A 25,942-nucleotide genomic window follows, 5' to 3' on the forward strand; every position below is an offset into this window, starting at 1 on the left:
AGCTTGACCTTGGTCGGTAACATATGACTCTAGATTAATCGCCTGGTCAGATTGGGAAAATGATGAGTATGGATAAGAGAAGTACCCTCTAATAAGACCAGTTGTGACGGCACGATAAGACTGAGAAACCCTAGGTGAGGTTTTATAGTTATTTATATTAAATTTATAAGCCCCCATCGCTAAAGATATTGACTGGGCAGTTTTATCGTAACTATAACTGTTACTAGGAAGCTTATTACTGCGACTCCATTTCACGAAATCACTGTAACGTGTCTTATTTTTATTGGTAAAGAGTTCACTTTTCCAATGTTTATTTTCTTTCCATACTCGCAAGTATCGAGTACGGGATTGTACTGAAGACCCAGGCCCAATTGGGACAGGGACTGCCACTTCGCCATGAATCATAACAAAGGGGCGATCGGTCGATTCTATAACCTTGGCATAGAACTGATAATTGTCTTTGCTTACATCTTTTAGATAGACATCAAGCGTGGCTGAACGAGCATATGATGTTACTGCAAGGAGTAAACATATAATTATTTTTATTATTCTCATAGGAGATATTAATTAATACGAGAGTATTATTTCCTTTATGACTATTCGAAATAGCTGATTAAAGTTGAAATTATTAGACTGGAGGAGCCTAAAACTAGGTAGACTAAAATGGCGTAACTTTTATTACGCACAGTGTTGGCCTACTTAATGCCTAACTAAAAATCGATTGATATTGGCTTCACATTGTTTAGTTTGTTGTGGGTCATAACGTATTAACACTTTTTTTTGTGATGAAAAGGCAGCCATCAGAGCACTTGCTTTGACATTGTAGTTTTTGTCAGTAATTAAAATGCCAAATCGAGATCCGTTGTCGCAGCTAGAAACATTTTCATCTTTATAGTCAATTATCACAATTAAACCGCTGTCGTGAGGATAGAGGTGTTTAATATGAACCCAAGGGGAGCTCTTCCAAGTAGTCGCGGAGTGTGCCGCCATTGACGTTATTAATGCCAACCCAGCTGAAATCATTGTTTTTTTCATTTCCTTTCCTTTAATAATATTATTTTCTGGGCTCCAGAATGGATAAAGAGAATTCTTAAGAACTTGTTATTGTTGCTTCATGATTACCATAAAAAAACGGGCGGTATGCTACATGATGCAATGGTAAATGTCAGTTAAATTTTATAGAATGTCATCAAAAAGAAAAAAGTTTACAAAATTACGGTTAAAAAGTAGTATTGCGCCACCTAAATTGGCACGTATGGTTCTAATCTTTTAGAAGCGATTTAACGTTAGGTGAATTTTTAATTGACTTTATTGTCATTTTTGTTGACTGGTGTGGAGAATTTTCATAGTGATTTTTCAGCTCGGTCGCTAATTAAGAGGTGATCTGTGAGTAGGTCTATCGTTTTATTTTTTATTTGTCTGATATCTTTGTCAGCTAGTGCAAATTCAAATTTTGGAACCAAAAATATTACAAAAATCATAGCTCATGATTCCGGGAATATCTTTGTCTATTTTTCAGGGGAAACAACTCATAGCGAAAACTGTGACTCTAAATCTACTTATGTGTTACCTAAAGAAAATATTTTCTTCAAAGAGATGTATTCAGGTTTGTTAGCCTCAATGCACTCTGGAGCAAAAGTCAGTGGGTGGGTGAATGGCTGTTATAACGTTTGGGGAAACACTAAAACTAAAATAACAAGATTAGACTTTATTCCACGCTCTTAAGAGGGAGGCTTTATATTGAAAGTAGTATTGTTTTTTTTAGTGTTCTTTTTCTCACCGTATGGTTTTTCTGATTGCAACGGCGTTCATTGTACTAATGTAAAAGTAACCCGCTTGGTTGTTACTGATTCTGGCATTTCTGTCGGTACATCTGGAGAAGAAAATAAATTGAATTGTGATTCTGGAAAATATAACTATTTGAAACTTGATTCGAATAGTAGAAACTACAACTCAATCTATAGTCTAATTTTGAGTGCTCACACTATAGAACACCCAATCTGGATTCGTGTTTCTGATGAGCCTACATGTAAGATTTCCTATGTTGTGTCAGACAAATGAAACAATATTATAAATCTGTATTCGACTGTTCAAAGTAGGTTCTAATGAACGTTTTATTATTGGAACTACCATTCTATACGATGTAGTCATTTACAATGATTTTTATACCCTTCTTGTCGATAGGAGGTAATACTGTTGTTTGGTTTGAATTTTAATCAATGGTAGCGATACAGAAGTTTGGCTTTCTTTGCTATCCGTACTAATTATAATTGTGGGTTTTAAAATAAAAATGAAAAAAAAAGCTATATTTTTTCTTTTGTCACTAAGTTCATTTTCTCAGGCGGCTACTACTGGACCAAGAACAATTCATGCAGTAGGTTGTCATTTACACGACAACACATGCTATGTTTCGGTTGATAAGGTAGTTGGAAGCAATGAATGTTCATCGACGTCGATACGCTGGAAGTCAAATGACGTTAATGGTAAAGAAACCTTAAGCCTATTGATGGCAGCTTCGGTTGCACAGAAAAAAGTTACATTTAATCTTGATGGTAATTGTATGGGGGTATTTCCTAAATTTAATTATATAGTAGTACATCCCAGTAATTAGATTTTTATTTTTTAACATATTAATAATTCAATGTGAAATGTATCGCCCAGCGACTATTTAATCTAATTGGTTATTGAATTTTAATAATTGGTGATATTTATCTTCCTATATTTTTTAGAACACCTTTATTGAAATCGAGGTCATATAAATGTTGGGTGGACAGGTTTCTTTTGCACAATATAAACGATTTATAATCGTCGGTGATTAGGAAGAGATTAAATATGTTATGGTTTGTGAAAACAAATGTGAATTTAGGGGGAGGAAAGTGGTGAAAATCACAATGATATTATTTTTTTTCATTATGTCATTGAGTGTGAATGCGGCTGAAAATTATCAGAGTGGAAGTATTTCAAATCTTACTGCAACAACCGCGGGTATAATGATTATGTTAGATACAGGACTACCAACCAAGTGTAATGGAAGCCCATATGGATGGATGCTAATCAAGCAAGAGTATACAGCTTTAACTTCTGTAGTTCTGGCTGGTTGGATTGCAGGGAAAAAGTCTGGAACGGTATATATATCAGGTCGCGAAAATGGAGATGGAGTGTGTCTTGTAAATCAGTGGGATCCTGAGAATTAGTATATCTATGAAACAATACCTAAGAGGACAATTAAAATGATTTATAGGATTTTAAGTTGAAAAAATATTTACTTTTAATATTAATAACGATCAACCCAACTGGAGCTTTTGCTACCGGTGCTAACCAAACAATAACTCAAATATATTATTGTGGAGAGGATTTCGCACTTCAAATGAGCGGGGGGGATTGGTATCTAGTACAAAGAAAAGTTGTAGGTGATAAAAAGTTTGATCATTTTCTTTCTATGTCCATGTTTATGATGGCTTCAAACAAGCAAACAGCTAACATTTTTCCTGGTGAACCGTTAGATAATTGGTGTGGTAACAAGGGATTTAAGCCAATTGATAAACTAAGTATGAAAAACTAAATATTTCGGTTGGAGATAAAAGTTAAAAAGAGGCTATGCTAGGCTAGCCTCTTTGGTGTTATTGCATTTTGAACATAATTATTGCGCCACTTCGTCCACCAAGTACAAGATTGACTGATACGGAATGCCACTGTGATGTGACAAACCGATCTCACAGGTTCGGCTGTTGCTGAATCCACGAGTACAGTTGCTCGGCACTTGTTCTTTGAGTGGGTGTACCGCCGCTTCATTCAGCTCTGGAGTGGTAAAACCTTTATCACCCGCCCAACCACAACATTGAATATGCTCAGGAACGATGACCTCTTCGGTACAGGCTTTAGCAAGGCTCAACATCGCGCCTTCTAAGCCCATTCGACGAGAACTACACGTCACATGCAGCATCACGGTCTCTTGCAGTGGCTCAAGTGTCAGGTGCTCAAGCAAGTATTGGTTCACAAACCCTGTCGGCTCTAGCACTTCTAGGGGCTTGGTGAACTGTTCAATACTGCGTTTAGCACACGGGCTGGTATCCATTAATACTGGGTATTCACCCTGACGACTCGCTTGCCACAACACTTCTTCGAGCTGTTGCGCTTTAGATTGGGCTAAATCGGTCATTCCTTTGCTGTCGTAAGGCATGCCACAACATTGGTCATCTAGCTTCTTCGGAAGAATAACCTCAAATCCTGCTTTGTTAAGCAAAGACATGGTCACTTCAGTTAGGGGACGTTGGTCGCCCGCATCACTCTGTTGTCCCATGGTGCGACTCGCACACGAAGGCAGGTAAACCACCTTCTTATGATTGCTTGAGGATTCTGCCGTCACTGGTGATGAGACTAGCGAGTGACTATTGGATTGCGGCATCTCAGGCATCCAAATTGGTGTTGCGCCTTTGGTCATCGAACGCAAGCCGTTGGTTAGCTTGCCGACTGTATTTTCGCCTAATATTTTGCTCGCCACTTGGTTGGTTTTGAGGCCAACCTTGGTCAACTTAGTGGTGGTCGAGAAATGATCTGCGGTCCACTTAGCGATTGGCGTAAATTTCTCATACTTGGCGATACGAAGCTTCTTAATCAAGTCGCCAGTGTTGATTCCCACTGGACAACGCTCGGCACACAGGCCTGTCGCAGCGCAGGTATCAATGCCTTGGTATTCAAAGGTCTTCTCTAGTTCGCTAGCTTCTATTTCTTCACCTACTGCTCGGCGGCGTTGTAGCTCTCGATACAACACAATACGTTGGCGTGGCGATAGAGTGAGCGTACGAGATGGGCAGACAGGCTCACAGAAGCCACATTCAATACAGCGGTCGATAAGGTCATCGGCAGCAGGCATTGGCTTCAAATTGGTGATGTGTGAATTTGGATTGTCGTTGATAATAACGCCGGGGTTGAGCAGTCTTTCTGGATCGAACAACGCCTTGATTTGTTGCATCAAAGCATAACCATCTTTACCCCATTCCAACTCGACGTAAGGTGCCATGTTACGACCCGTGCCGTGTTCTGCTTTCAATGAACCTTGGTATTTCACCGCGACCAGTTCGGCAACGTCATCCATGAAACCGCCGTAGCGATCGATCTCTTCTTGGCTGTCGAAGCCTTGAGTAAACACAAAGTGCAGGTTGCCTTCGAGGGCGTGACCAAAAATGATCGCTTCGCTGTAGTCGTATTTATCGAACAGCTCTTGCAGTTCTCGAATGCCGTTAGCGAGGTTTTCAACGGGGAAAGCCACGTCTTCAATGATAACGGTAGTACCAACTTCACGAACCGCGCCAACCGCTGGGAACATACCTTTGCGAATGCCCCACAGAGTCGCGACTGTCTTTGGATCGGAAGTGAAAGGCACTGATTCAACAATCGTATATTCCGATAACGCATCCAAAATTGATTTACATTGTAAATCTAAGTCCTGCTGGGAGCTGGCGTGTGACTCAACTAAAATCGCCGCTGCTTCTAAATCTAAGCTCGGCATAAACGCAGGCATACCCGGTTTATCCGCGACTGAACACAGTGCTCTGCCATCCATCAATTCCACCGCAGCAACTGGTGTTTTGGATAGTGTCGTCACGGCTTTACTTGCTTGCTCGATATCGGCAAACACTAGCAGCGCCGAAGCTTTGTTCGGATGTTCGATCACCGTGTTGTAGGTAATCTCAGCGATGAAGCCGAGCGTGCCTTCTGAGCCAATCATCAGGTGTTTGATGATCTCAATTGGGTCGTGGTAATCGACCAAAGCATTGAGCGCGTAGCCGGTGGTGTTTTTTAGGCGGTACTTGTGGCGGATTCTGTCGGCCAGTTCTTGGTTTGACGCTGTCTGTTGATGTAATTCGACAATGCCTTCAAACAGCGCTTTGTGTGATTGCTTGAACGCCTCAACACTGGCGTTATCAGCAGTATCAAGCAGGGTGCCATCACTCAGTACGACTTTCATGCTCTCAACGGTGCGATAAGAGTTTTGCGCAGTACCGCAACACATGCCACTGGCGTTATTGGCTGCGATACCACCGATTTTACAGGTATTGATAGAGGCTGGATCGGGGCCGATTTTACGTTGGAAAGGGGCAAGGTATTTGTTGGCATCAGCACCAATCACACCCGGTTGAAGGATGATCTGATTGCCGTTGTCGACAATTTCATGGCCACGCCAGTCGTCGGTCAGTGTGATGAGTACCGAGTCTGAAACCGCTTGTCCTGAAAGGCTAGTGCCTGCGGCGCGAAAGGTAAAATGAATACCGAGTTCGCGACAGCTTTGAATGGTGAATATCACTTCGTCTAAGTTCTTGAGCCTTAGAACCATTTTCGGCACCAAGCGATAAAAACTCGCATCGGTGCCGTAAGCCAATCGCTTTGCCTCTTGCGTGACAATGCGTTCCGTTTCTATTTTTTGAGCCAGTATCGCCTCAAGCTGCTGATAAGCTTTAACGTCAATTACTCGCTCATGGGATGTGTTTGTCTCCATCTTTGCTTCCTTGTGCTTCTTATTTGGCACTGTTCAGGGCGTGTTGACCTTTCGTGGTTAAATTTTGTTCGAGTAAAACGCTTTTAGCTGAACCCTTCGGGCAGCGTTTGCTGGCCATTTCTACTACGTTATCGGCTTCTCATTTAGGCTAGCTACACATCGACGCCTCTGCCTTGTATAAATACCCAGCAACTCGCTGCAAAAATCAACTCGAAAGATCAACACGCCCTAGCTTTTTATTTTATTTTCCAGTGCTTAAACGGTGTCACAACGGCAGTGGAATTGCTGTGACACCGATTGAACTTCAGTCTAAGTAGACCAAAGCATTAGTCCGAATCTGAATCTGAATCTGAATCCGAGTCGTGGCGGGTTAATCTAACCCCACCAAAGATTCACGGGTTAAATCTTTGATTGTCTTGGCGCCAGTTAGAGTCATCGCAACGCGCATCTCTTTGTCGTAAAGGTCGAGTAGGTTCTCAACACCTGCTTGTCCTTGCGCAGCTAACGCGTAGACGAAAGAGCGACCAAGCAAGGTGCAGTCTGCGCCCATCGCCATCATGCGAACTACATCTAAGCCAGTACGAATGCCTGAGTCGACCAGAATCTTGGTGTCGCCTTTTACCGCGTCTGCAATAGCAGGCAGTGCTTTAGCACTTGATAGAACACCATCAAGCTGACGACCGCCGTGGTTTGAAACTACGATACCGTCTGCACCAAATCTAACGGCGTCTTTTGCATCTTCTTCATCAAGAATGCCTTTGATGACCATCGGGCCGTCCCAGAAGTCACGGATCCACTCTAGGTCTTTCCATGAAATCGACGGGTCGAAGTTGTCACCCAACCAACCGATGTAGTCTTCCAGTTTGGTTGGAGATCCGCGGTAAGTAGAGATATTGCCAAGATCGTGTGGTTTACCCAAAAGGCCAACATCAACGGCCCAACTAGGATGACGCATAGATTGAAATACACGACGAATTGCTGCATTTGGACCACTCATTCCTGAGTGCATGTCACGGTAGCGAGCGCCGGGTACTGGCATATCCACCGTGAAGACCAGTGTTGTTACGCCAGCCGCTTTGGCACGTTCCAATACGTTCTTCATGAAGCCACGATCTTTTAGTACGTAAAGTTGGAACCACATGGGGCGCTCAATCTTAGGTGCGACTTCTTCGATCGGGCATACCGATACGGTCGACATGGTAAAAGGGATGCCTTTATTGTCTGCGGCTTTAGCAGCTTGTACTTCGCCACGTCGTGCGTACATGCCTGTTAGACCAACGGGTGCTAAGGCAATCGGCATCGCTAGCTTTTCGCCAAACAGCTCAGTTTCCAAATTCAGATCTGACATGTCATTGAGGACACGCTGCTTGAGCGCGATCTCTGCAAGATCGGCCGTGTTGCGGCGTAGGGTATGTTCACCGTAAGAACCGCCGTCAATGTAGTGGAAAAGAAACGGTGGTAATTTCGCTTTTGCTGCGGCGCGGTAATCAGTCGATGCGGATATGATCATAATTTCAGTCCTAAATTCTTGGGATGTTGCCCTTCTATGAGAGCTTGGCTTGGGCTGCTTTAATTCTTGAAAAAGTAAGCGTTGGTTGTTTCTTAAACAGTGAAACAGATAAGCAATAAAATGGCGTTAATACCCGAGGGTGTTGATGTGTTTTAGTATCCATTCCGAAACTCATCAACTGTCTTATTAGACGGTGTTGCAGTCGGGGAATTGAGTATTAACGCCAAGTGCTTTTGTAACGACTTATGGTTTACATAAGCGCGTCTGTCATTTTGAAGCCGTAGATAACCACTAGGCCGATGATTCCTGTCATCACCAAGTAGTAGAACGTTGGGATGATTGTCTTACGTAGGGTTGCGCCTTCGCGTCCTAGTAAGCCCACGGTTGCTGAAGCGGCTACCACGTTGTGAATCGCAATCATGTTACCTGCTGCTGCACCAACGGCTTGAAGAGCAACAACCACCGCACTAGAGATAGTCAGAGTTTGCGCTACTTCGAATTGGAACTGGCTGAACATCATGTTTGAAACCGTGTTCGAACCTGCAATGAAGGCACCTAGCGCACCCACCGTGGCACTCAATGCTGGGAATGCGCCGCCAACGAGGTCTGCTGCAAAGTTTGCCGTCGTTACTGGCATACTTGCCAAATCTGCACCGTTTACACCAGAGTTAATGAAGATACGTACCATTGGGATGGTGAACACCAACACAAAGCCTGCACCAATCAGTGTCTTGCTCGACTCACCAAAGGCTTTAGCCAGTGGAGCTGCGCTGCGAGATTGCATTAGAACAGCAACCAGCGCGACGAAGACTAAGATGCCGCCCGGTAGGTACAGAGGTTGAATCGCTGTGCTGACGCCTGTCTCACCAAGGATGTTGCTGAATGAAAGGCTAACGCTCTTGAGTAGGCCTTTGAACTCAGGACTCACACGGCTAGCAACCAGAGTTACAGCTAGCAGCACGTAAGGTGCCCATGCCATCGCCATGCTCATCTTCTTATGATTGTGGTTGTTGTCGTCAAGGTCGATTTTCAGCGAACCTAGCCATTCTGCTGGCCACTTGTCTTCGCTTTCAAAATCCCATTTTGATTTAGGAACTAGGAAGCCACGTTTTGCCGCAGTAACCACAATCGCTAAGCCAACTAGACCACCAATCAGTGATGGGAATTCAGCACCTAGGAAGACACCCGTTAGTGCGTAAGGAATAGTGAAAGCCGCACCTGCGAACAGTGCGAACGGTAGGATATCTAAACCTTCAGTCCAGCTTTTGTTCTTACCGAAGAAACGAGTCAGCATCATTGCCATCAGCACAGGCATCATTACACCGACAGAAGCGTGAATCAGCGCGACACTTGACGTGATTTGTTGTAGGTAAGCATCCCAAGTAGAGCCGTGAGCAATCAAGCTTTCACCGATGTTGTGTGTATCCAAGCCTTTGTTCACACCTACGATAATTGGAGTGCCAACCGCGCCGAATGATACTGGCGTAGATTGGATCATCATGCCCATCAATACCGCAGCAAGCGCAGGGAAGCCGATAGCAACCAGTAGCGGTGCGGCAATAGCTGCAGGTGTGCCGAAGCCAGATGCGCCCTCAATGAATGAACCAAAACACCAAGCAATGATGATTGCCTGAACGCGACGGTCAGCGGATATGTCCGTGAAGCCGTTGCGGATAGTGGTGATAGCTCCGGTGTGTTTCAAAGTGTTTAATAAGAAGATAGCGCCGAACACAATCCAGAGAACCGACACGGTTATGCCGAAACCTTGGAATACAGAAGCCAACACGCGAGTGCTAGACATATCCCAAGCAAATAGGGCAATAGCAACGGTTAGTGCAAATGCCACTGGCATCGCTTTTTTCGCTGGCCAGTTCAGGCCAACCAATAGAATCGCTGCAACAACTATTGGCGAAAAGGCCAATAAAGCTAGTAGAGTTTCACTCATGGGTACTTCCTCGTACTGTTTTCAAACGTTCATGTTTGAAGTAAAGATCACGTTATGGTTTGTCGTCATTTGAATCGCTTTGGCCTCTAAACGGGAACCTTGTTTGGGCGACTCTTGTAATTGGAATGACTGTTTTTGTAATTGTTTTGTTAATTTGGCGTGAATTTACCCCTTTATTTTTTATTGATATAGGGAAATAATGAAAATAATTAATTCCAAAATTGGCATAATCAAATGCGAGCAGACGATTTGATCCTGTTTTCACAGGTAGTTGAACTGGGTAGTTTTAGTAAGGTGTCAGAACAAAATAACCTTACAAATTCGGTAGTTAGTAAGAGAATTGCACGCCTAGAGGAAGAAATTGGCGTGCAATTATTATATCGAACTACGCGTAAATTGACCCTGACCGAGGCAGGTAAGGCAATGTTACATAGCGCCAAAAATGTGAAGCAGGCGGCGCAAGAGGCTATGGACGCAGTTTCAGGCTTTGGTGAAAATGTCAGTGGTCATATCAAAATGTCAGTGCCTACTATCTCCGGAGATTTGATACTCGCAGACGCTGTTGCCGAGTTTTGTAATATGCACCCAGGTTTAACGGTCGATATGTCTCTGAACAATCGCTTTGTCGACTTGGTAGAGGATGGTCTCGACTTGGTGATTAGAACTGGATACCTGGAAGATTCCAGCCTAATTGCTCGTCATATATTGGATTCACAATGGGTGGTGTGTGCATCGCCATCTTATATTGCTAAAAACGGCAAGCCAATGCTGCCTAAAGACTTGGTGCAGCACAATTGCTTGCAATACGCCTATCAAACAACAGGCGCTAGCGAGTGGCAGTTTCTGCACAGTAAAGATGGCTGTACCGACAACGATAAATACATTGTGCGTGTCTCAGGCTCTTTCTCGACTGACAACGCAACGGCATTAAGAAAAGCGGCGTTGGGTGGACATGGCGTTGCTTACGTGCCGCGCTGTCTGGTTTATCACGATATTCGCAACGGTCAGCTGGTGGATATTTTCCCTGATTTGGTCGGGAAAAAGTTGGGCATTTATGCGGTGTACCCTTTTACTCGCCAGCCACCAAACAAAATTAAGCTACTGATCGAACACATCAGAGCGCGTTACCTGACGATTTCACATTATTTTTAATGTTATGAGTTTTCGCCATGTTTTGATGAGTCGAGTCATAGCGTTACAGCATATAAAAGAAGGATCATGATAACTGCGGGGGATGCCGCAGAGTAAAGCTGTCGATCTCACTGCTAATATCTATGCATTTACTCTATTCAATATGGGAATAGAGTCCCTAGATTCACTTTAGCGAATACTTGATTTTAGATAACTGGGTATTTGACTAAGACCAAAAAACCTCAAAATCTGCCTTAGATTTTGAGGTTTTTCATATATATGAAAACCAATCAAAACTGCATCATGTTTCCCTCACTTTTACACTCTGTTTTCCGTGATAGACCCCGCCATTATTGATGAAATGAAAGCGATTTCAAGCTGCTGTTTTACGCATTATTCAATCTAACTCACTGATATTTAATTAATACTTTTGGCTGTGAACTTTCTAAAAGTTTCATGGGTTTTAAGCTGATTTATCAGTGTGAACAGCGACTAACTTTTCAACGCTTTCATTGCTTAATATTTCCCTGTTCGATGAAAACTCAAAAAAATAATAGGGAATTACAATGCAAAAATTTAAGCTTTTGCCAATAACAGTCGCAGTGGCGGCTTCGCTTGCTTCACTCTCTTCTTTCGCTGCAGAGACGGATCTTGCTGCTTTGGAACAACGAATCCAAGAGTTGGAGTCTCAGGTTGGAGATATCAAGTACACTGATGACCAACAACAAGCGGTTCTAACTTCAGACACGAATGTACCAGACGGTATCGTCTTCTCTGGTTATGCTCGTTACGGCGCTCACTATAAAAGCGGTGATGAGCGTTATGTAGACATCGGTACAACAGGTCGCTCAGTTGGTCGTTTAGGTAATGAAGCCAATGGTGGTGAAGTTCAGTTAGCTAAACTTTTCCAAGCTGACAATGGCGCTATCTGGGACGTCGTATTCATGGCTGACCACTGGGAAGCAGACGCGTGGGCTGAAGACGGCGGTCTAAGCATGAAAAAAATGTACGCTGGTGTAACCAACGTCTTTGAAAGCCAGCCAGAACTTTACATGTGGGCTGGTCGCGACTTCCATCAACGTCCGCAACAAGGTTTGAACGATTACTTCTGGATGACACATGATGGTCAAGGTGCTGGTTTTAACAACTTAGACTTCGGTGGCGCCAAGCTAGACATGGGCTTTGTTGGTCAAGTGAAAGGTGGCCTAGTAAATGACAATGGTCGATACGCAGTGACCGCGAAGCTACACAGTATTGATGCTGGCATAGGTAATCTGGATTTTTACGCGAACTACGGTTTTGCATCGAGCGAAGCGGATACGTCTACGACGACTGAGTATGTATACGATCCAGTAACAGATTCAATGCAGCCTGTCGTGACTGCAGGTCAAAAAGTCAGTGATGAAACGGCATACTTAGTAGGTGCAACATTGGGCTTGGGTGAGTCTAACAAATTGGTTGTTAAGTACGGTGACGGTGCAGACTCATCTGTATTTGAACTGAAAGGTGATTACCAAACTTTGTACGCAAGTGTTGAAGGTAGCTACGCAGCGACAGACAACTTCATCATTGATTACTTAGTGTCGTACAAAGACAATTCTGGCTCAGATCTAGACCGTGAGAACACAGAATACGCGGGTATCGTTCGTCCACAGTACCAATGGGATGATGTTCACTCTACATGGTTAGAAGCTGGCTACGGCATGGTGGATTACGATGACGATGGTGAAGAGAACGCGTGGAAAGTAACGCTGTCTCAAAACGTTTCTCTAGGTGGTTTACCTTGGAGCCGTCCAATGCTTCGCTTCTACACAACGGTGGGTGATGTAGAAACGAAAGGTAACACAGTGAAGACAACGAATGTTGATACATTGTCGTTCGGCGCAATGTTTGAAGCTTGGTGGTAATCACCGATATAGAAAGCGCAGCTCTTTGAATTCGGCATATTTTCAAGGAGCGATACTTTCGAATATCCATGCTTGTTAAGGGCATACTTTGAAATACCTATGCTTTTAACGAGCAAGTAATACTGTCCATTTTAGCCCTAAAGGCAGATTGATTAGGGCACGTTATATAACTCCATTCTTGGGCACATTCTTTGTGCCCTTTTTTTCGCCACTAGGTTAAGGATTCACCATGAGACTTTCTTCCATCGTGTCTCGAGTTTATTTAGGTTTCTTCGTACTGATTGTGATCATGTTAGGTTCCGCATGGTTGAGCATCAGTAGCAATAAAGACATCACCACTCGAATCGAAAATATCACCCAGCAAGCAACTCCATTAATGCTTCAATCCTCCACGTTAACTATCCGATTTCTGGACATTAATCGCAGTATCACGCCCTATTTATCCGCCAATTACATTGATGAACTTGAGCCACTGAAGCAAATCGTCTTGAACAACATTGAACAATATCAGCAGCAATTGAACTGGTTCGAAGGCAAGGGTGAGATTGGTTCACAAATGGAAGCCATGCTTAACAACATCACTCAAACAGGTGTGTCGACTACCGATAAGATAGAGCGGGTATTAGAACTATATGTTGAGTATTTGGATAGCAAAGATCTCGGCTCGATGGGGCAAGCGCAATTTCAATCTGTGGTGGGACAGCTTAACAACACCTTGGTGAATCAACTCGCAAGTGCGAATTCAGATCAGACACAGAAGGCGGTAGAAGCCTTACTGGTGCAATTAAGTTTGATTGCAGCAGAAGCCAACGAGGCGTTTTCACTGCAAACGTCATCGGAAGTTCGTGGGGTAGAGCGTCGCCTGCAAAGTCGTAAAGAGCGATTCGAACAAGCTGTATCAGACTTGGCTAATCTGGACTCATCTTTGTTGCGTCGTAGTAAACAGTCTTTATCATTGCTCGCGTTGCATGCGTTTTCAGCTAATGGCTCAGTATCTATTCATAAAGAAACAGTCAAACTCGATGAGTCCATCACCCTTCAAAGACAAGAAACTGAACTGCTGATTGATCAGCAGTTAAGCTACTTTGATGAACTCTCAATGTACGCGGAAGACACGGCAACGCGCCTGTATCACGAGTCGATGGACTCTTCACAGCAAGCCCTTATGATACAGGGCGTTATTGCATTTGCTTCCGTGCTTATTGCTCTGTTGATTGGATTGAATATTGCAAAAGGGATTCGTAAACCAAGTAAGCTGCTGCAAAGTGCACTGGGCCAAGTTGCCAATAAAGACTTGAGCGTGATGGTACAGTATCAAGCCAACAATGAATTCGGTTTAGTCAGCAATAAAGTGAATTTGGTGATCAGCCATCTGACACAAATGATTGATAACATGCGCCAATCGTCGACACGCTTAAAAGAGGCGTCTTTGGAGAACCAAAGCACGAGCCGTTCTTTGAGTGAGGCGATGCAAGATCAAACCAATCAGACCGTGATGGTGGCAACTGCCATGGAGCAAATCGAGTGCTCAGTGACCGAAATAACTCAAGCGGCTAATCAAACGTTAACCCTGGTGACCGAAGCGGTGTCGAGTTCCAATCATGGCCAACAGACGATGGACAAAAGCGTCGAGTTGATGAGTAGCTTGGAACGCAAATTAGCAGAATCAACAGCGACTATCAACCAGCTTGAAAGTGATAGTGCCAGCATCGGTTCGATTCTTGATGTGATATCTGGGATATCCGAGCAAACCAATTTGCTGGCATTGAATGCGGCTATCGAAGCGGCACGCGCAGGTGAACAGGGGCGAGGCTTTTCTGTAGTAGCCGATGAAGTGCGTGTGTTGGCGGCAAAAACTAACGCCTCAACGCAAGAGATACACAACAAAATAGAGCAGTTGCAAACCAGTTCTAAGCTTGCGGTTGAGCAAATTAATCAATGTATGGTGGGGATGGTTCAATGTGTTGAGCAAACGGGCGAAGTGAATCACTCAATATCAACGGTGTCTGATCTGCTCAATGAGGTCGAGCAAAGGAGCCACCAAATCGCGACTGCGACCACGGAACATCAAGTGGTCGCCTCTCAAGTCACGCAAAACATCAGTCAGATACACACCTTGGCAGAGGACAACTCTCAACGATCTCAGGTTTTGCTCTCTCATGGTCAGCAGCTTGAAATTATGTCGCAGCAGCAATTCTCATTAACTCAAGAGTTTAAGCTCGCCGAGCAATCAGAAAACAAGGTTTAGAGACAACTCTAAGTTCTTCCACTGTTTCACGCCCAGCCTTTGCTGGGCGTTGTTGTTTCAAGTTTCTAGCTCTAGAAAGTGAATTCAACATGTCTATGAAATGTTCCCATACAATTTCGCATAGACATTGAAATCATAGGGTCAATTTTGCCTCGTATATTACCGTCTGCTGCGGGTTCATCACCGAATAGTGCTTTTTGAGAAACGGAGTTTAAGCGTTCTTGCTAGCTCCCGGGAAGTATGTAACCGAGCGCCGTTTTGATAAGGTAAGCAAGAATCCCATGAAACAGTTTCATGGCGTAAAGGTAATCTGTAAGCGCTTTCATGATTTCCAGAACTGACCTTTTTACCTCCAAGTTTAGTGTGATGTTACTCACGCCTACTGAGACTTAATTCCTTAATAATCGTTTTGTAAGCGGTTACAAGCTAATGAAGTATCGAGGTTCGAGTGGCGACAATTAAACACGTATCAGAACATGCAGGTGTGTCTCAAGCGACAGTGTCTAGAGTGATCAACGGCACCAGTAGAGTGAGTCATGACAAGAAATTAAAGGTTGAAAAAGCGATCAAGGAGTTGGGTTATCGCCCGAATTCTATCGCTCAAGCCTTAGCTTCAAGTCGTACCGGTAGTGTTGGCGTTGTTGTTCCAGAACTTGGTGGCTCTTTCTATTCAGGCATCTTGCATAGCATAGAAGAAAACCTACGCCGCTTTGGTTACCACGCTGTTGTTGCGGCGGGCTCGAACACCGAACAAGGGCAGCGCGAGTCGGTGGAGTTTCTGTTGGGGCGTCGTGTTGATGCTTTGATTCTTCATACTCAACTGCTCAGTGATGACTATTTAATTGAATTGGAAGAACAGGGGACTCCTGTGGTTTTAATTAACCGCTTCATCCCAGAAATGGCGATGAGTTGCATTGATATTGATAACGAAGTCGGGGGGCTACTCGCTACTCAATACCTTTTGCAAAAGGGACATACAGATATCGCGTGTATTACCGGGCCTTTAGATAAAGCAGACGCTAGGGGGCGTTTACAGGGGTATCGAAAGGCCTTGGAAGAAGCGGGTGTGCCTTACGATGAAGCTTTAGTCTCGGAAGCGGGCTTTACTGAAGAGACTGGCATCAGTGCTATGAAGAAGCTAATCAACCGTAAGTGTAAGTTTACGGCGGTGTTTGCTTCTAATGATCACATGGCATTTGGCGCCTTCGAAGTTCTGCATCAAGAGGGATTGTCTGTTCCGAAAGATGTTTCTCTTGTTGGCTTCGATAACACTATCTTCGCGCGCTATCTGACCCCTAGTTTGACCACCATTAATTTCCCTATTGAAGAGATGAGCATTGAAGCAGTGCAGCTCACTCTGCAAAAGCTAAAAAAAATCAAACATGACGTGAACTTTAAATTGCTGCCGACGTTGGTCACTAGAAACTCGGTATCGGATTTACTCGTTACCCTATAAAAACATTAAGGATAGAACATGAAATTTAAGACCTTAGCGCTCTCATGCGCGGTTGCTTTAGGATTAGGTACAACGGCTGTTAATGCGGCTGACAAAGAGATTCGTTTCGATGGCTTCCCTGATTTCGATAGCAGCCTGAAGGTATTACTGCCTGATTTCGAAAAGAAAACAGGGATTAAAGTTGATTACCTTATGAACAACCACGGTGACCACCACACAAAACTAACCACTAACCTAGCAACTGGCTCAGGTGCGGGTGACGTGATTGTTGTGGACGTAGAGAAAATCGGCCCATTCGTTGGTTCTGGCGGCCTAGTTAACCTGTCTGAAAACTATGGTGCAGATAAATACGAAGAACGATTCGCTCCATACGCATGGGCGCAAGGCAAAGGCGCTGACGGCGACATGTACGGCATCCCTGTCGATCTTGGTCCAGGTGTTATGTACTACCGCACCGACGTGTTTGAAAAAGCAGGCATCAATGTAGAAGACGCAATCAAAGATTGGGATTCATACATCGCTGCGGGTGAAAAACTGAAAGAGCAAAACGTACAACTTATCGCTTCAGCAGCCGACGTGGCACAAGCGATCATCTTCACAACAGTTCCTGAAGGTGAAGGTCTTTACTTCGATAAAGATGGCAACCCAGTGGTGACATCTGAGCGTTTTGTTCACGCTTTTGAAGTGGCAAAAGAGATTCGCGACAAAGGCTTAGATGGCCGCATTCTGGCTTGGTCTAACGAATGGTACGAAGGCTTCCGCAACGGCACATTTGCAACTCAACTTTCTGGCGCTTGGCTACTTGGTCACCTAAACAACTGGATTGCACCTGAAACCAAAGGTAAGTGGGCAGTAGAGAACCTTCCTGATGGCATCTACGGCAGCTGGGGTGGTTCATTCCTATCTATCCCAACTCAGTCAGACAACCCAGATGAAGCTTGGGCACTTATTGAATACATGACGACTGACCGTGAAGTTCAACTTAAGCACTTCGAAACGATTGCGGCTTTCCCTGCGAACGTAACGACGTATGACGATGAGTTGTTCCAAGAAGAGATGGAGTTCCTAGGTGGGCAGAAAGCGCGCCTTCTATTTGCTGAAGTGGCACAAAACATCAAACCAGTATCTCCAGCTCAAGGCGACCACGTAGCACGTTCTATAATTTTAGAGAACGCATTGATGGAAGTGCTTGATGAAGGTAAGGACATCGAGACTGCATTGAAAGAGGCAGAGCGCCTAATCAAGCGTCGTACGCGTAATCTTTAATTTGTTTTTATTTTGAGTAAGTGAGGAAGCGTGGATAACGCGCTTCCTTTTTTAAGAGGTCGTTACTATGAATCATACAGCGAGCACAACGATAGAACCTGCGGACAAAAGCCTTTTTTCTCGTCTGAATTTGAAAGCGCTTACACCGTATGGATTCCTTCTGCCGTTTCTGATCATTTTTTCTGTATTTGGGATCTTCCCGCTGTTGTTCTCTGTTTACCTGTCGTTCCACGAATGGAACCCAGTACAGGGCATGGACGCAATGCAGTTCGTTGGTTTTGAGAACTATCACATTGCATTGACTGACCCGTGGTTATGGCGTTCATTAAAGAACACATTGTGGCTAGCAATCACATCGGGTGTGGCTCAGCACTTAGTCGCAATTCCAGTGGCTTACATGTTGGTTTCAATGGGTGACCGTATGCGTCACTGGTTAACATCGGCGTATTTTCTACCGTTCATCACATCAACGGTCGCAGCGTCACTGATTTTCTTCAACATGTATTCTCCTAACTCAGGAATCATTAACCAAACGCTAATGGCACTGGCCGATAGCACGCTGTTTGGTTGGGCATTTGCTTGGGTTAACGATTTCCAACCAATCCGCTGGTTAGACGATGCCACTATGGTGAAGCCGTCTATCGCGATCATGGTTTTCTGGAAATACACCGGTTTTAACATCGTCCTTTACACCACAGGTTTAATGACGATTCCTAAAGATATTTTAGAAGCTGCTCGTATGGATGGTGCCAACGCCTTTCGCCGCTTCTGGAATATTTCACTACCAATGATTCGTCCATTTATCTTCTTTGCTATCACGATGACCATCATCGGTAACCTGCAAATGTTTGAAGAACCGTTCGTTCTAACGCGTGGTACAGGTGGTACGGGTCAATCAGGTCTAACTATCTCTATGTACCTCTACAAAGTGGGTTGGGAATGGTTAGAAATGGGCACAGCGTCAGCGATTTCATGGCTCCTGTTTGCACTCATCGCAACGTGTACCTTGGTTCAATTTTTATTCTTCGGTAAGAAAGGCTTAGGGGAACATTAAGATGTCGACATCAATTAAGACAAATACCTCACCACTAAGTGGCCTAATGCCAAGTGAACGCACCATGTACATCATGACTAAGATCTTGATGGTTATGCTCGGCATATTACTGATTGTTTCCGCAATCATTACGGTGTTCCCGTTTGTGTGGTCAGCACTGCTTTCAACACGTGACCGTTCGGAGATCTTCGGTTCAGGCATCAGCTTTGCGATTGGCGATAGCCTAATGGTGAACTACGCAAAACTGCTGGAAATCATGCCGTTTTGGAAAGCGATGTTTAACTCGATTTACGTGGCTTTCTTAGGCACCACCATCTCACTGCTGTTCTGTAGCATGGGTGGCTACGCGTTTGCTGTGTTTAAGTTCCGCGGTAAGAACGTGTTGTTCGGTATGCTGGTTGGCTCAATGGCGATTCCGCCTGTGCTTAGCTTGATCCCTTACTTCATGATCGTGAAATTCTTAGGCTTGCTAGATAACCACATGGCTGTATGGCTACCGTTCACAACCACGCCATTTGGTATCTTCTTGATGCGTCAGCACGTGATTGCATCGATTCCTAAAGAGCTATTAGAAGCGGCGAAACTAGATGGCGCAGGCGAGTTCAGAACGTACTGGAGCGTGGTACTGCCACTAATGAAGCCAGCACTTGCAACATTGGCTATCGTGCAGTTCGTCTTCTTCTGGAACATGTTTATGCAACCTCTTGTGGTGCTAAATAACCCAGACAATTATGTGATTACACAGGCGCTACGAAGCGTTCAAGGTATTCCGAATACGCCATGGGGTGCGGTAATGCTAGGCACCACAATTTCAATTTTACCACTCGTAATTACATACCTGTTCGCATCGAAACAGATGATCAGTGGTTTAACGTCCGGCGCAGTTAAAGGTTAGGTTTAAGGGTTATAACAATGAATAAATTTCAACTTCCAAGTGATTCAAAGTTACGCAGTAAGGAATTTGTATTCGGTGTCGCGACATCTTCATACCAAATTGAAGGCGGCGTTGAAGAGGGCGGTCGTACACCGTCTATCTGGGACACGTTTTGTAAGACGCCAGGTAAGGTAGATAACGGCGACAATGGTGATGTGGCATGTGATCACTACCACCTATGGAAGCAAGACATCGAGATGATTCAAGGCTTAGGCGTTGATGCTTACCGCCTATCAATTGCATGGCCACGTATTCTGCCGCAAGACGGTGAGGTGAATCAGCAAGGCCTAGAGTTTTATGAGCAGATCATCGATGAGTGTCATGCTCGTGGCATGAAGGTGTATGTGACTTTGTATCACTGGGATCTGCCACAATACCTTGAAGACAAAGGCGGTTGGCTAAAACGTGAAACGTCTTACAAATTTGCGGAATACGCAGAAGTCGTGAGTAACTACTTTGGCGACAAGATTGATGTTTACACAACATTGAACGAACCGTTTGTGTCTGCATTCCTTGGTTACCGTTGGGGCGAACACGCGCCAGGCATCAAGGGTGAGAAAGAGGGCTACTTAGCATCTCATCACCTAATGTTGGCACACGGTTTGGCGATGCCGATTCTTCGTAAGAATGCGCCTCATGCTAAGCATGGCGTGGTATTTAACGCGACTCCGGCTTACCCATTAACACCACAAGATCAAGGCGCAGCAGATTACTGCGAAGCGGAGAACTACCACTGGTTTATCGACCCAGTATTGAAGGGTGAATATCCGCAGTTAGTGGTTGAGCGTCAAGCGATGAACATGCCAATGATCCTTGAAGGTGATTTAGACATCATCAGCGCACCAGTCGACTACATTGGTATCAACTACTACACACGCAATGTCGCTCGCTTTAACGAGAATGGTGACATTGAATCAGTCAAGCAAACCGATGCTGAACACACTTACATCGGTTGGGAGATCAACCCACAAGGCCTAACTGATTTATTGGTAAGACTGGATGCTCGCTACGAAAATATGCCGCCTATCTACATTACGGAGAACGGTGCTGCAGGTAACGACGAGCGCGTTAATGGACAAGTGATGGATGATCAACGTGTTCGCTACTTCCAAGGTCATATCGAAGCGGTTCACAACGCAGTTGAAGCCGGTGTGAAAGTGGATGGTTACTTCGCTTGGAGTCTGATGGATAACTTTGAGTGGGCATTCGGTTACTGCCAGCGTTTTGGCATCGTCCACGTTGATTACACCACCCAAGAAAGAACATTGAAACAGAGCGCAATTGCGTACCGAAATATGCTTCTAGAGCGCGCTGAGGAGAACAGATAATGGCTAAAGTAGAATTTAAAAACATCAAAAAATCATTCGGTGATGTTGAAGTTGTCAAAGAATTTGATTTTACAGTTGAAGACGGTGAGTTCGTGGTTTTCCTTGGCCCATCTGGATGTGGTAAATCGACAACGCTACGTATGCTTGCGGGTCTTGAAAGCATCAGCTCTGGCGACATTGTGGTTGGCGGTAAGTTGATGAATAAAGTCGACGCGAAAGACCGTGATTTGGCGATGGTATTCCAAAGCTACGCTCTGTACCCACACATGACGGTGTACGAGAACATCGCCTTTGCGTTAAAACTGAAAGGCATGCCGAAAGCAGAAATCGACGTAGAAGTACTAAAAGCGGCGAAAATGCTAGAGCTCGACCCGCTACTGAACCGTAAGCCAAAAGAGCTTTCTGGTGGTCAACGTCAGCGTGTGGCAATGGGCCGTGCAATGGTTCGTACACCTAAGGTTTTCTTGTTTGATGAGCCGTTATCTAACCTAGATGCAAAACTTCGTGGCGTGATGCGTGAAGAGATCAAACACCTACACCGCGAGCTTAAAACTACCACGATCTACGTAACTCACGATCAAATCGAAGCGATGACTTTGGCGGATCGCATCGTGATCCTGAAAGACGGTTATGTTGCTCAAGTAGGTACGCCAACCGAGGTGTTCCAACGTCCTGCAAACAAGTTTGTCGCGCAATTCATTGGTAACCCGTCAATGAACATGTTGGAAGCAAAGCTGATTGAAAAAGAAGGCGAGTACTTCGTTGAACTTGGCGATGTTCATATCCCACTGCCAGAGCGCTTTAAGTCTCTAGCATCTAAAAACCTAGCGCTTCATTTTGGTGTTCGTCCAACAGACATCCATCTACGTGCTGAGCAAGTTGACCACGACCGTGTGCTGCCATTCCCTGTGAAAATCAAAGACAAGGAACTGCTAGGCGCGAGCATTCTTCTGAAAACAGAAATCGGCGGTCAACCGCTGATGGTTGAGACCCAAGCTGCTGAAGTGGATGTGAAAGAGCTGACGCTTTACTTGGATCTGGATGCTTTCCACCTATTCGATGCACTGAGTGAGAATTCGCTAGCGAGCTAGTCAATTACGAGCTAGCCAGTCAATTTAAGTCAGCTAACGAGCTGATACCAACCTACTTACGACAAATTGTTTTGGCTCCTCCTGATTTGGGAGGGGCTAGGGATAGTGATGATGAAATTCGGATATTTTGACGATAAAAACAAAGAATACGTAGCAACCACGCCATGTACACCGATTAAATGGTGTAACTATGTTGGCACATTAGATTTTGGTGGCATTGTCGATAGCAATGGCGGTGTGTTGTTGTGTAAGGGCGACCCGGCACTGAACCGTATCACCAAGTACATTGCACAACTGCCAAACTCAGATTTCAAAGGTTCGACCATGTACCTCAAGGTGCGTGACGAAGCGGGTAATGTAGAAGTGTTCTCACCCTTCTACACTCCGACTCTCAAGCCGCTAGATAAGTTTGAAAACCATACAGGCCTGTCTTACACCACCATCATTGCAGAAGCGTTTGGTGTGCGTTGTGAAGCAACGTTCTTCGTACCAAAAGCAGACCAAGTATTGCTGCAAGACATCAAAGTCACCAACATTTCAGACAAAGCGCTGCACGTTGATGTGGTACCGGTGTATGAATTCACGCACTTCGATGCGCTTAAGCAGCTATTGAATGCGGATTGGGTTCCACAAACCATGACACTGAAAGCACACCAGCAAGAATCGGGTCATACCGTGCTTGAGCAGTATGCCTTCATGAAGCGCGACTACGCGGTGAACTTGATGACTGCTGATCGTCCTGTGACATCATTTGATGGTGACCGCCAATCATTCCTAGGTCAGTTTGGCTACGGAACTTGGGCTGCACCGCAAGCGTTAGAAAACGATGAGCTTGGCAACACTGAGTGTTTGCGTGGCGATAACATTGGTGCACTTAACCTACGTCTGGGTTGGTTATCTCCAGAGCAGACAGAACGTACGGTCGTACAGATCGCACAAGAAGAGAGCCTAGAAGCTGCATTGCCTCTATTGGCTAAATATCGTGACCATCAAGTGGTGGATTCGGCATTCGCTGAACTGGCTGAGCACTGGGACTCTTACCTACAAGCGGTTCAGGTTGAAACGCCAGACCCGGCAATGAACTCGATGCTTAACGTACATAATCCACGTCAATGCCACACAACCAAAAACTGGTCTCGTTACCTGTCTTTGTACCAACTTGGCTATGGCGCTCGCGGCATCGGTTTCCGTGACTCTTCTCAAGATACATTAGGCGTGATTACTCACATGCCAGAAGAAGCGCGTGAGTTTATTGAGCGTCTGCTGTCGGTGCAAAACACCAACGGTTCGGCAATGCACCAGTTCTTCCCGTCAACCATGGAAGCAAACGCAGGTGATTCGCGTGAAGAAGAAGATCGCCCTGATTACTACGGCGATGATCACCTGTGGATCATCTACGCAGTGACTCAATATGTGAAGGAAACGGGCAATGCTGAGTTCTTGAATAAAGAGATCCCGTTCTATCAAAAAGACAAAGCGGGCAACCCAGTTGAAACGGGAACCGTGTGGAATCACCTATGCCGCGCGATTGAATTTACTTACACCAATACTGGAGAGCATGGCCTACCGCTGTTAGGTTTTGCCGACTGGAATGACACGGTGAACCTACCAACGGGTGCCGAGTCGATGATGGTGGCTAACATGTACGGCAAAGCACTGCTCGACATGTTGGACTTGTGTGAACTACGTGGTGAAGCACAACTGACGGCTAAGTTTAACGATCAGTACCAACAGATGCAGAGCACAGTCAATGAATGCGGCTGGGATGGCGAATGGTTTGTTCGTTACTTTGATGAGCAAGGTTTGCCAATCGGTTCTCATAAAAACGAGCAAGGACAGATCTACACCAACGGTCAAAGCTGGCCTGTGATTTCTGGGTTTGCTACTCAAGAGCGCGCAACACAAGCGCTAGACTCGGTCTACAACAAACTGAATACGAGCAACGGCATTAAGCTTTCAACTCCTGGTTACAACGGCTTTGATCCTCAGCTAGGCGGCGTATCGACGTACCCACCAGGTGCGAAAGAGAACGGCGGTATCTTCCTGCACTCTAACCCTTGGGTGATGATCGCAGAAGCGAAAATGGGCAACGGCGAGCGTGCTTACGAGTACTACCGTCAAATTAACCCAGCTTCGAAGAACGACGACATCGACAGCTTTGAATCGGAGCCTTACTGCTACCCACAAAACATTTTGGGTGATGAGCATAAGCAATTTGGTTTAGGCCGAAATGCATGGCTTTCAGGTACGTCATCTTGGACATACGTTGCGGGTACGCAATGGATTCTGGGTGTTCGCCCTGAAATTGATGGCTTGCTGGTGGATCCTTGTATCCCGGCTGAGTGGCCAGAGTTCAAAGTACGTCGTCAGTTCCGTGGTGCGACGTATCATATCTACGTGACTAACCCTAATAACGTGTGTAAGGGCGTGGTGGAAATGAAGGTGAATGGTGACCTGATTTCGGGTAACAAAGCACCGGTATTTACCTCTGGCGAGCATACGGTAGAAGTGGTTTTAGGCTAACAAAGAGAAGGGCGCTTTATGCGCCCTTTATTGCTCTTTCGTTTCTCTTTAGTGTTGTTTTATTTTGGTTGATAGACGGCTTGGCATTGCCAAGTGAAGGTTTGAGCTTGGTTCGGGCTAAGCGTCAATAAGCCAATTTGGTTATTGAATGCATTCGCTGGGCAAGTCATTGGTTCTATTGCAATACTTTGCTCGCTAGTCGGCGTGTACAGCTGAACGAATGGGTAGCTTGCATCTTGTTGATAGCGAATGGCTGCAGATGAATCTGAGCGTGTAAATGCAAGTTGGTTGGTTGTCTTGGAATCAAATTCAAAGCAATGATTTAAGCTTTGATTGGTGAGTGAATCACCCAAAGACAAACAGTCAAAGGCGTGTTTTTCACCATTGGGTAGGTCGTTTACATGTATGACTTCAGAGCACGGTGACATGGATAGTTCGCATTGTGCAAGCTCCGTACCCAGCGAAAAGTAAGGGTGCCAAGCATCACCGAATGGGAACGTAGTGTCACCAAGGTTAGAGACAGTTGTTGAAGAAGTAAGCTTACCCGTGATGTCGACAGTGAAGGTCACTTCAAGATTGAAAGCAAACGGGAAAGCAGGGTGCAAAGACGATGTTTGATACTGCAACGTCACGCTGGCTGATTCTTCTTTGGCAACGCTGTTAGTGATTGAAAAAGGTTGGTTGTAGAGCAAGCCATGTACGGCGTGATCAGACCAAGGAAAATTAGCTGGAAGTTGATGGTTTTGGTTATCGAAACTGTAACGGCCTAAGTTCAAGCGATTTGGAAAAGGGAATAATTTAGCACTGCGGGAAAAGAACGGATGTTGGTTGATCAGTTCATCATAATTCTGATAACCACAAATAAAAGAGAATGGACTGTTATTTACGATATATTTATTAATAACAGCACCAAATCCATTGATTATTTGAAGTTCTATACCATGTTGGTGGTTTATTAATGTGACCGAGTCAATATTTCCAAACTTTTCATTTATAATTTTAAACATGTTGATGTCTCCATTTTTGAAAGATATTAACAAGAAGAAAAAAATA

18 protein-coding genes are annotated in these 25,942 nt (G+C 44.8%); 13 read left to right on the plus strand and 5 right to left on the minus strand.

The window, feature by feature from the left end; genetic code table 11:
- Positions 1-699: 699 nt before the first annotated feature.
- Entirely contained in the window at positions 700-1,035 is a 336-nt protein-coding gene (locus CWO13_RS03640) for a hypothetical protein (RefSeq protein WP_102480546.1), read from the minus strand.
- A gap of 351 nt (positions 1,036-1,386) precedes the next feature.
- Here CWO13_RS03640 and CWO13_RS23325 point away from each other — a divergent pair, with 351 nt between their 5' ends.
- The 3 genes from CWO13_RS23325 to CWO13_RS03650 all read left to right on the plus strand — a co-directional run bounded on the left by CWO13_RS23325 (position 1,387) and on the right by CWO13_RS03650 (position 3,562).
- Positions 1,387-1,725, plus strand: coding sequence for a hypothetical protein (locus tag CWO13_RS23325; RefSeq protein WP_133146193.1), 339 nt, complete (start codon positions 1,387-1,389; stop codon positions 1,723-1,725).
- Positions 1,726-2,879: 1,154 nt separating this feature from the next.
- The gene (locus CWO13_RS03645) at positions 2,880-3,194 is read left to right on the plus strand and encodes a hypothetical protein (RefSeq protein WP_240698052.1); all 315 of its coding nucleotides are present in this window, start codon (positions 2,880-2,882) and stop codon (positions 3,192-3,194) included.
- A gap of 56 nt (positions 3,195-3,250) precedes the next feature.
- Positions 3,251-3,562 (plus strand): hypothetical protein, encoded by a 312-nt coding sequence (locus CWO13_RS03650; protein WP_102478986.1) that lies wholly within the window; start codon positions 3,251-3,253, stop codon positions 3,560-3,562.
- A gap of 78 nt (positions 3,563-3,640) precedes the next feature.
- On the opposite strand, the gene CWO13_RS03655 is transcribed toward CWO13_RS03650, so the two are convergent.
- The 3 genes from CWO13_RS03655 to CWO13_RS03670 form a co-directional block, all read right to left on the minus strand.
- Positions 3,641-6,496, minus strand: coding sequence for an FAD-binding and (Fe-S)-binding domain-containing protein (locus CWO13_RS03655; protein WP_108082545.1), 2,856 nt, complete (start codon positions 6,494-6,496; stop codon positions 3,641-3,643).
- A 370-nt stretch (positions 6,497-6,866) separates the two neighbouring features.
- Positions 6,867-8,006 carry an FMN-dependent L-lactate dehydrogenase LldD gene (lldD, locus tag CWO13_RS03665; protein ID WP_010432610.1) on the minus strand — a complete coding sequence of 380 codons (1,140 nt, stop codon included), beginning with the start codon at positions 8,004-8,006 and terminating at the stop codon, positions 6,867-6,869.
- Between the two features lie 250 nt (positions 8,007-8,256).
- Positions 8,257-9,951, minus strand: a complete 1,695-nt coding sequence (locus tag CWO13_RS03670; RefSeq protein ID WP_102478989.1) for an L-lactate permease — start codon at positions 9,949-9,951, stop codon at positions 8,257-8,259.
- A gap of 234 nt (positions 9,952-10,185) precedes the next feature.
- Here CWO13_RS03670 and CWO13_RS03675 point away from each other — a divergent pair, with 234 nt between their 5' ends.
- The 10 genes from CWO13_RS03675 (at position 10,186) to CWO13_RS03725 (ending at position 24,889) form a co-directional block, all read left to right on the plus strand.
- Positions 10,186-11,103: a LysR family transcriptional regulator gene (locus CWO13_RS03675; RefSeq protein ID WP_108082546.1), complete on the plus strand. Its 918-nt coding sequence runs from the start codon at positions 10,186-10,188 to the stop codon at positions 11,101-11,103.
- 545 nt (positions 11,104-11,648) lie between these two features.
- On the plus strand, positions 11,649-12,989 hold the full coding sequence (locus CWO13_RS03685) for a carbohydrate porin (RefSeq protein ID WP_102478990.1): 1,341 nt from the start codon (positions 11,649-11,651) through the stop codon (positions 12,987-12,989).
- Positions 12,990-13,218: 229 nt separating this feature from the next.
- Positions 13,219-15,237: a methyl-accepting chemotaxis protein gene (locus tag CWO13_RS03690; RefSeq protein WP_108082547.1), complete on the plus strand. Its 2,019-nt coding sequence runs from the start codon at positions 13,219-13,221 to the stop codon at positions 15,235-15,237.
- A gap of 448 nt (positions 15,238-15,685) precedes the next feature.
- Entirely contained in the window at positions 15,686-16,693 is a 1,008-nt protein-coding gene (locus CWO13_RS03695; RefSeq protein WP_048660655.1) for a LacI family DNA-binding transcriptional regulator, read from the plus strand.
- An 18-nt stretch (positions 16,694-16,711) separates the two neighbouring features.
- Positions 16,712-17,959: an ABC transporter substrate-binding protein gene (locus CWO13_RS03700; RefSeq protein ID WP_102432085.1), complete on the plus strand. Its 1,248-nt coding sequence runs from the start codon at positions 16,712-16,714 to the stop codon at positions 17,957-17,959.
- A gap of 67 nt (positions 17,960-18,026) precedes the next feature.
- A complete protein-coding gene (locus tag CWO13_RS03705; protein WP_017068577.1) occupies positions 18,027-19,013 on the plus strand; it encodes a carbohydrate ABC transporter permease in 987 nt (328 codons plus the stop codon).
- A 46-nt stretch (positions 19,014-19,059) separates the two neighbouring features.
- Positions 19,060-19,908 carry a carbohydrate ABC transporter permease gene (locus CWO13_RS03710; RefSeq protein WP_017061568.1) on the plus strand — a complete coding sequence of 283 codons (849 nt, stop codon included), beginning with the start codon at positions 19,060-19,062 and terminating at the stop codon, positions 19,906-19,908.
- Between the two features lie 17 nt (positions 19,909-19,925).
- Positions 19,926-21,275 carry a GH1 family beta-glucosidase gene (locus CWO13_RS03715; protein ID WP_102432084.1) on the plus strand — a complete coding sequence of 450 codons (1,350 nt, stop codon included), beginning with the start codon at positions 19,926-19,928 and terminating at the stop codon, positions 21,273-21,275.
- Complete coding sequence (locus tag CWO13_RS03720) at positions 21,275-22,366, plus strand: ABC transporter ATP-binding protein (RefSeq protein ID WP_019826228.1); 1,092 nt, start codon at positions 21,275-21,277, stop codon at positions 22,364-22,366. The genes CWO13_RS03715 and CWO13_RS03720 overlap by 1 nt, the downstream gene beginning before the upstream one ends.
- Before the next feature lie 108 nt (positions 22,367-22,474).
- Positions 22,475-24,889, plus strand: a complete 2,415-nt coding sequence (locus CWO13_RS03725) for a GH36-type glycosyl hydrolase domain-containing protein (protein ID WP_108082548.1) — start codon at positions 22,475-22,477, stop codon at positions 24,887-24,889.
- A gap of 59 nt (positions 24,890-24,948) precedes the next feature.
- Here CWO13_RS03725 and CWO13_RS03730 read toward each other — a convergent pair whose 3' ends face one another.
- A complete protein-coding gene (locus CWO13_RS03730; RefSeq protein ID WP_108082549.1) occupies positions 24,949-25,896 on the minus strand; it encodes an aldose 1-epimerase in 948 nt (315 codons plus the stop codon).
- Positions 25,897-25,942: the final 46 nt, after the last annotated feature.

It is taken from the genome of Vibrio sp. ZF 223, from assembly GCF_003050585.1.
GTDB classification, from domain to species: Bacteria; Pseudomonadota; Gammaproteobacteria; order Enterobacterales; family Vibrionaceae; genus Vibrio; species Vibrio crassostreae.

Excerpts from the sequence above, each read along its gene's own strand:
- CWO13_RS03710 (WP_017061568.1), top strand. The coding sequence starts at position 19,060 with ATGCCAAGTGAACGCACCATGTACATCATGACTAAGATCTTGATGGTT.
- CWO13_RS03655 (WP_108082545.1), bottom strand. The coding sequence starts at position 6,496 with ATGGAGACAAACACATCCCATGAGCGAGTAATTGACGTTAAAGCTTAT.
- CWO13_RS03690 (WP_108082547.1), top strand. The coding sequence starts at position 13,219 with ATGAGACTTTCTTCCATCGTGTCTCGAGTTTATTTAGGTTTCTTCGTA.
- CWO13_RS03700 (WP_102432085.1), top strand. The coding sequence starts at position 16,712 with ATGAAATTTAAGACCTTAGCGCTCTCATGCGCGGTTGCTTTAGGATTA.
- CWO13_RS03640 (WP_102480546.1), bottom strand. The coding sequence starts at position 1,035 with ATGAAAAAAACAATGATTTCAGCTGGGTTGGCATTAATAACGTCAATG.
- CWO13_RS03670 (WP_102478989.1), bottom strand. The coding sequence starts at position 9,951 with ATGAGTGAAACTCTACTAGCTTTATTGGCCTTTTCGCCAATAGTTGTT.
- CWO13_RS03720 (WP_019826228.1), top strand. The coding sequence starts at position 21,275 with ATGGCTAAAGTAGAATTTAAAAACATCAAAAAATCATTCGGTGATGTT.
- CWO13_RS03705 (WP_017068577.1), top strand. The coding sequence starts at position 18,027 with ATGAATCATACAGCGAGCACAACGATAGAACCTGCGGACAAAAGCCTT.
- CWO13_RS03685 (WP_102478990.1), top strand. The coding sequence starts at position 11,649 with ATGCAAAAATTTAAGCTTTTGCCAATAACAGTCGCAGTGGCGGCTTCG.
- CWO13_RS03675 (WP_108082546.1), top strand. The coding sequence starts at position 10,186 with ATGCGAGCAGACGATTTGATCCTGTTTTCACAGGTAGTTGAACTGGGT.
- CWO13_RS03730 (WP_108082549.1), bottom strand. The coding sequence starts at position 25,896 with ATGTTTAAAATTATAAATGAAAAGTTTGGAAATATTGACTCGGTCACA.
- CWO13_RS03725 (WP_108082548.1), top strand. The coding sequence starts at position 22,475 with ATGATGAAATTCGGATATTTTGACGATAAAAACAAAGAATACGTAGCA.
- lldD (WP_010432610.1), bottom strand. The coding sequence starts at position 8,006 with ATGATCATATCCGCATCGACTGATTACCGCGCCGCAGCAAAAGCGAAA.
- CWO13_RS03715 (WP_102432084.1), top strand. The coding sequence starts at position 19,926 with ATGAATAAATTTCAACTTCCAAGTGATTCAAAGTTACGCAGTAAGGAA.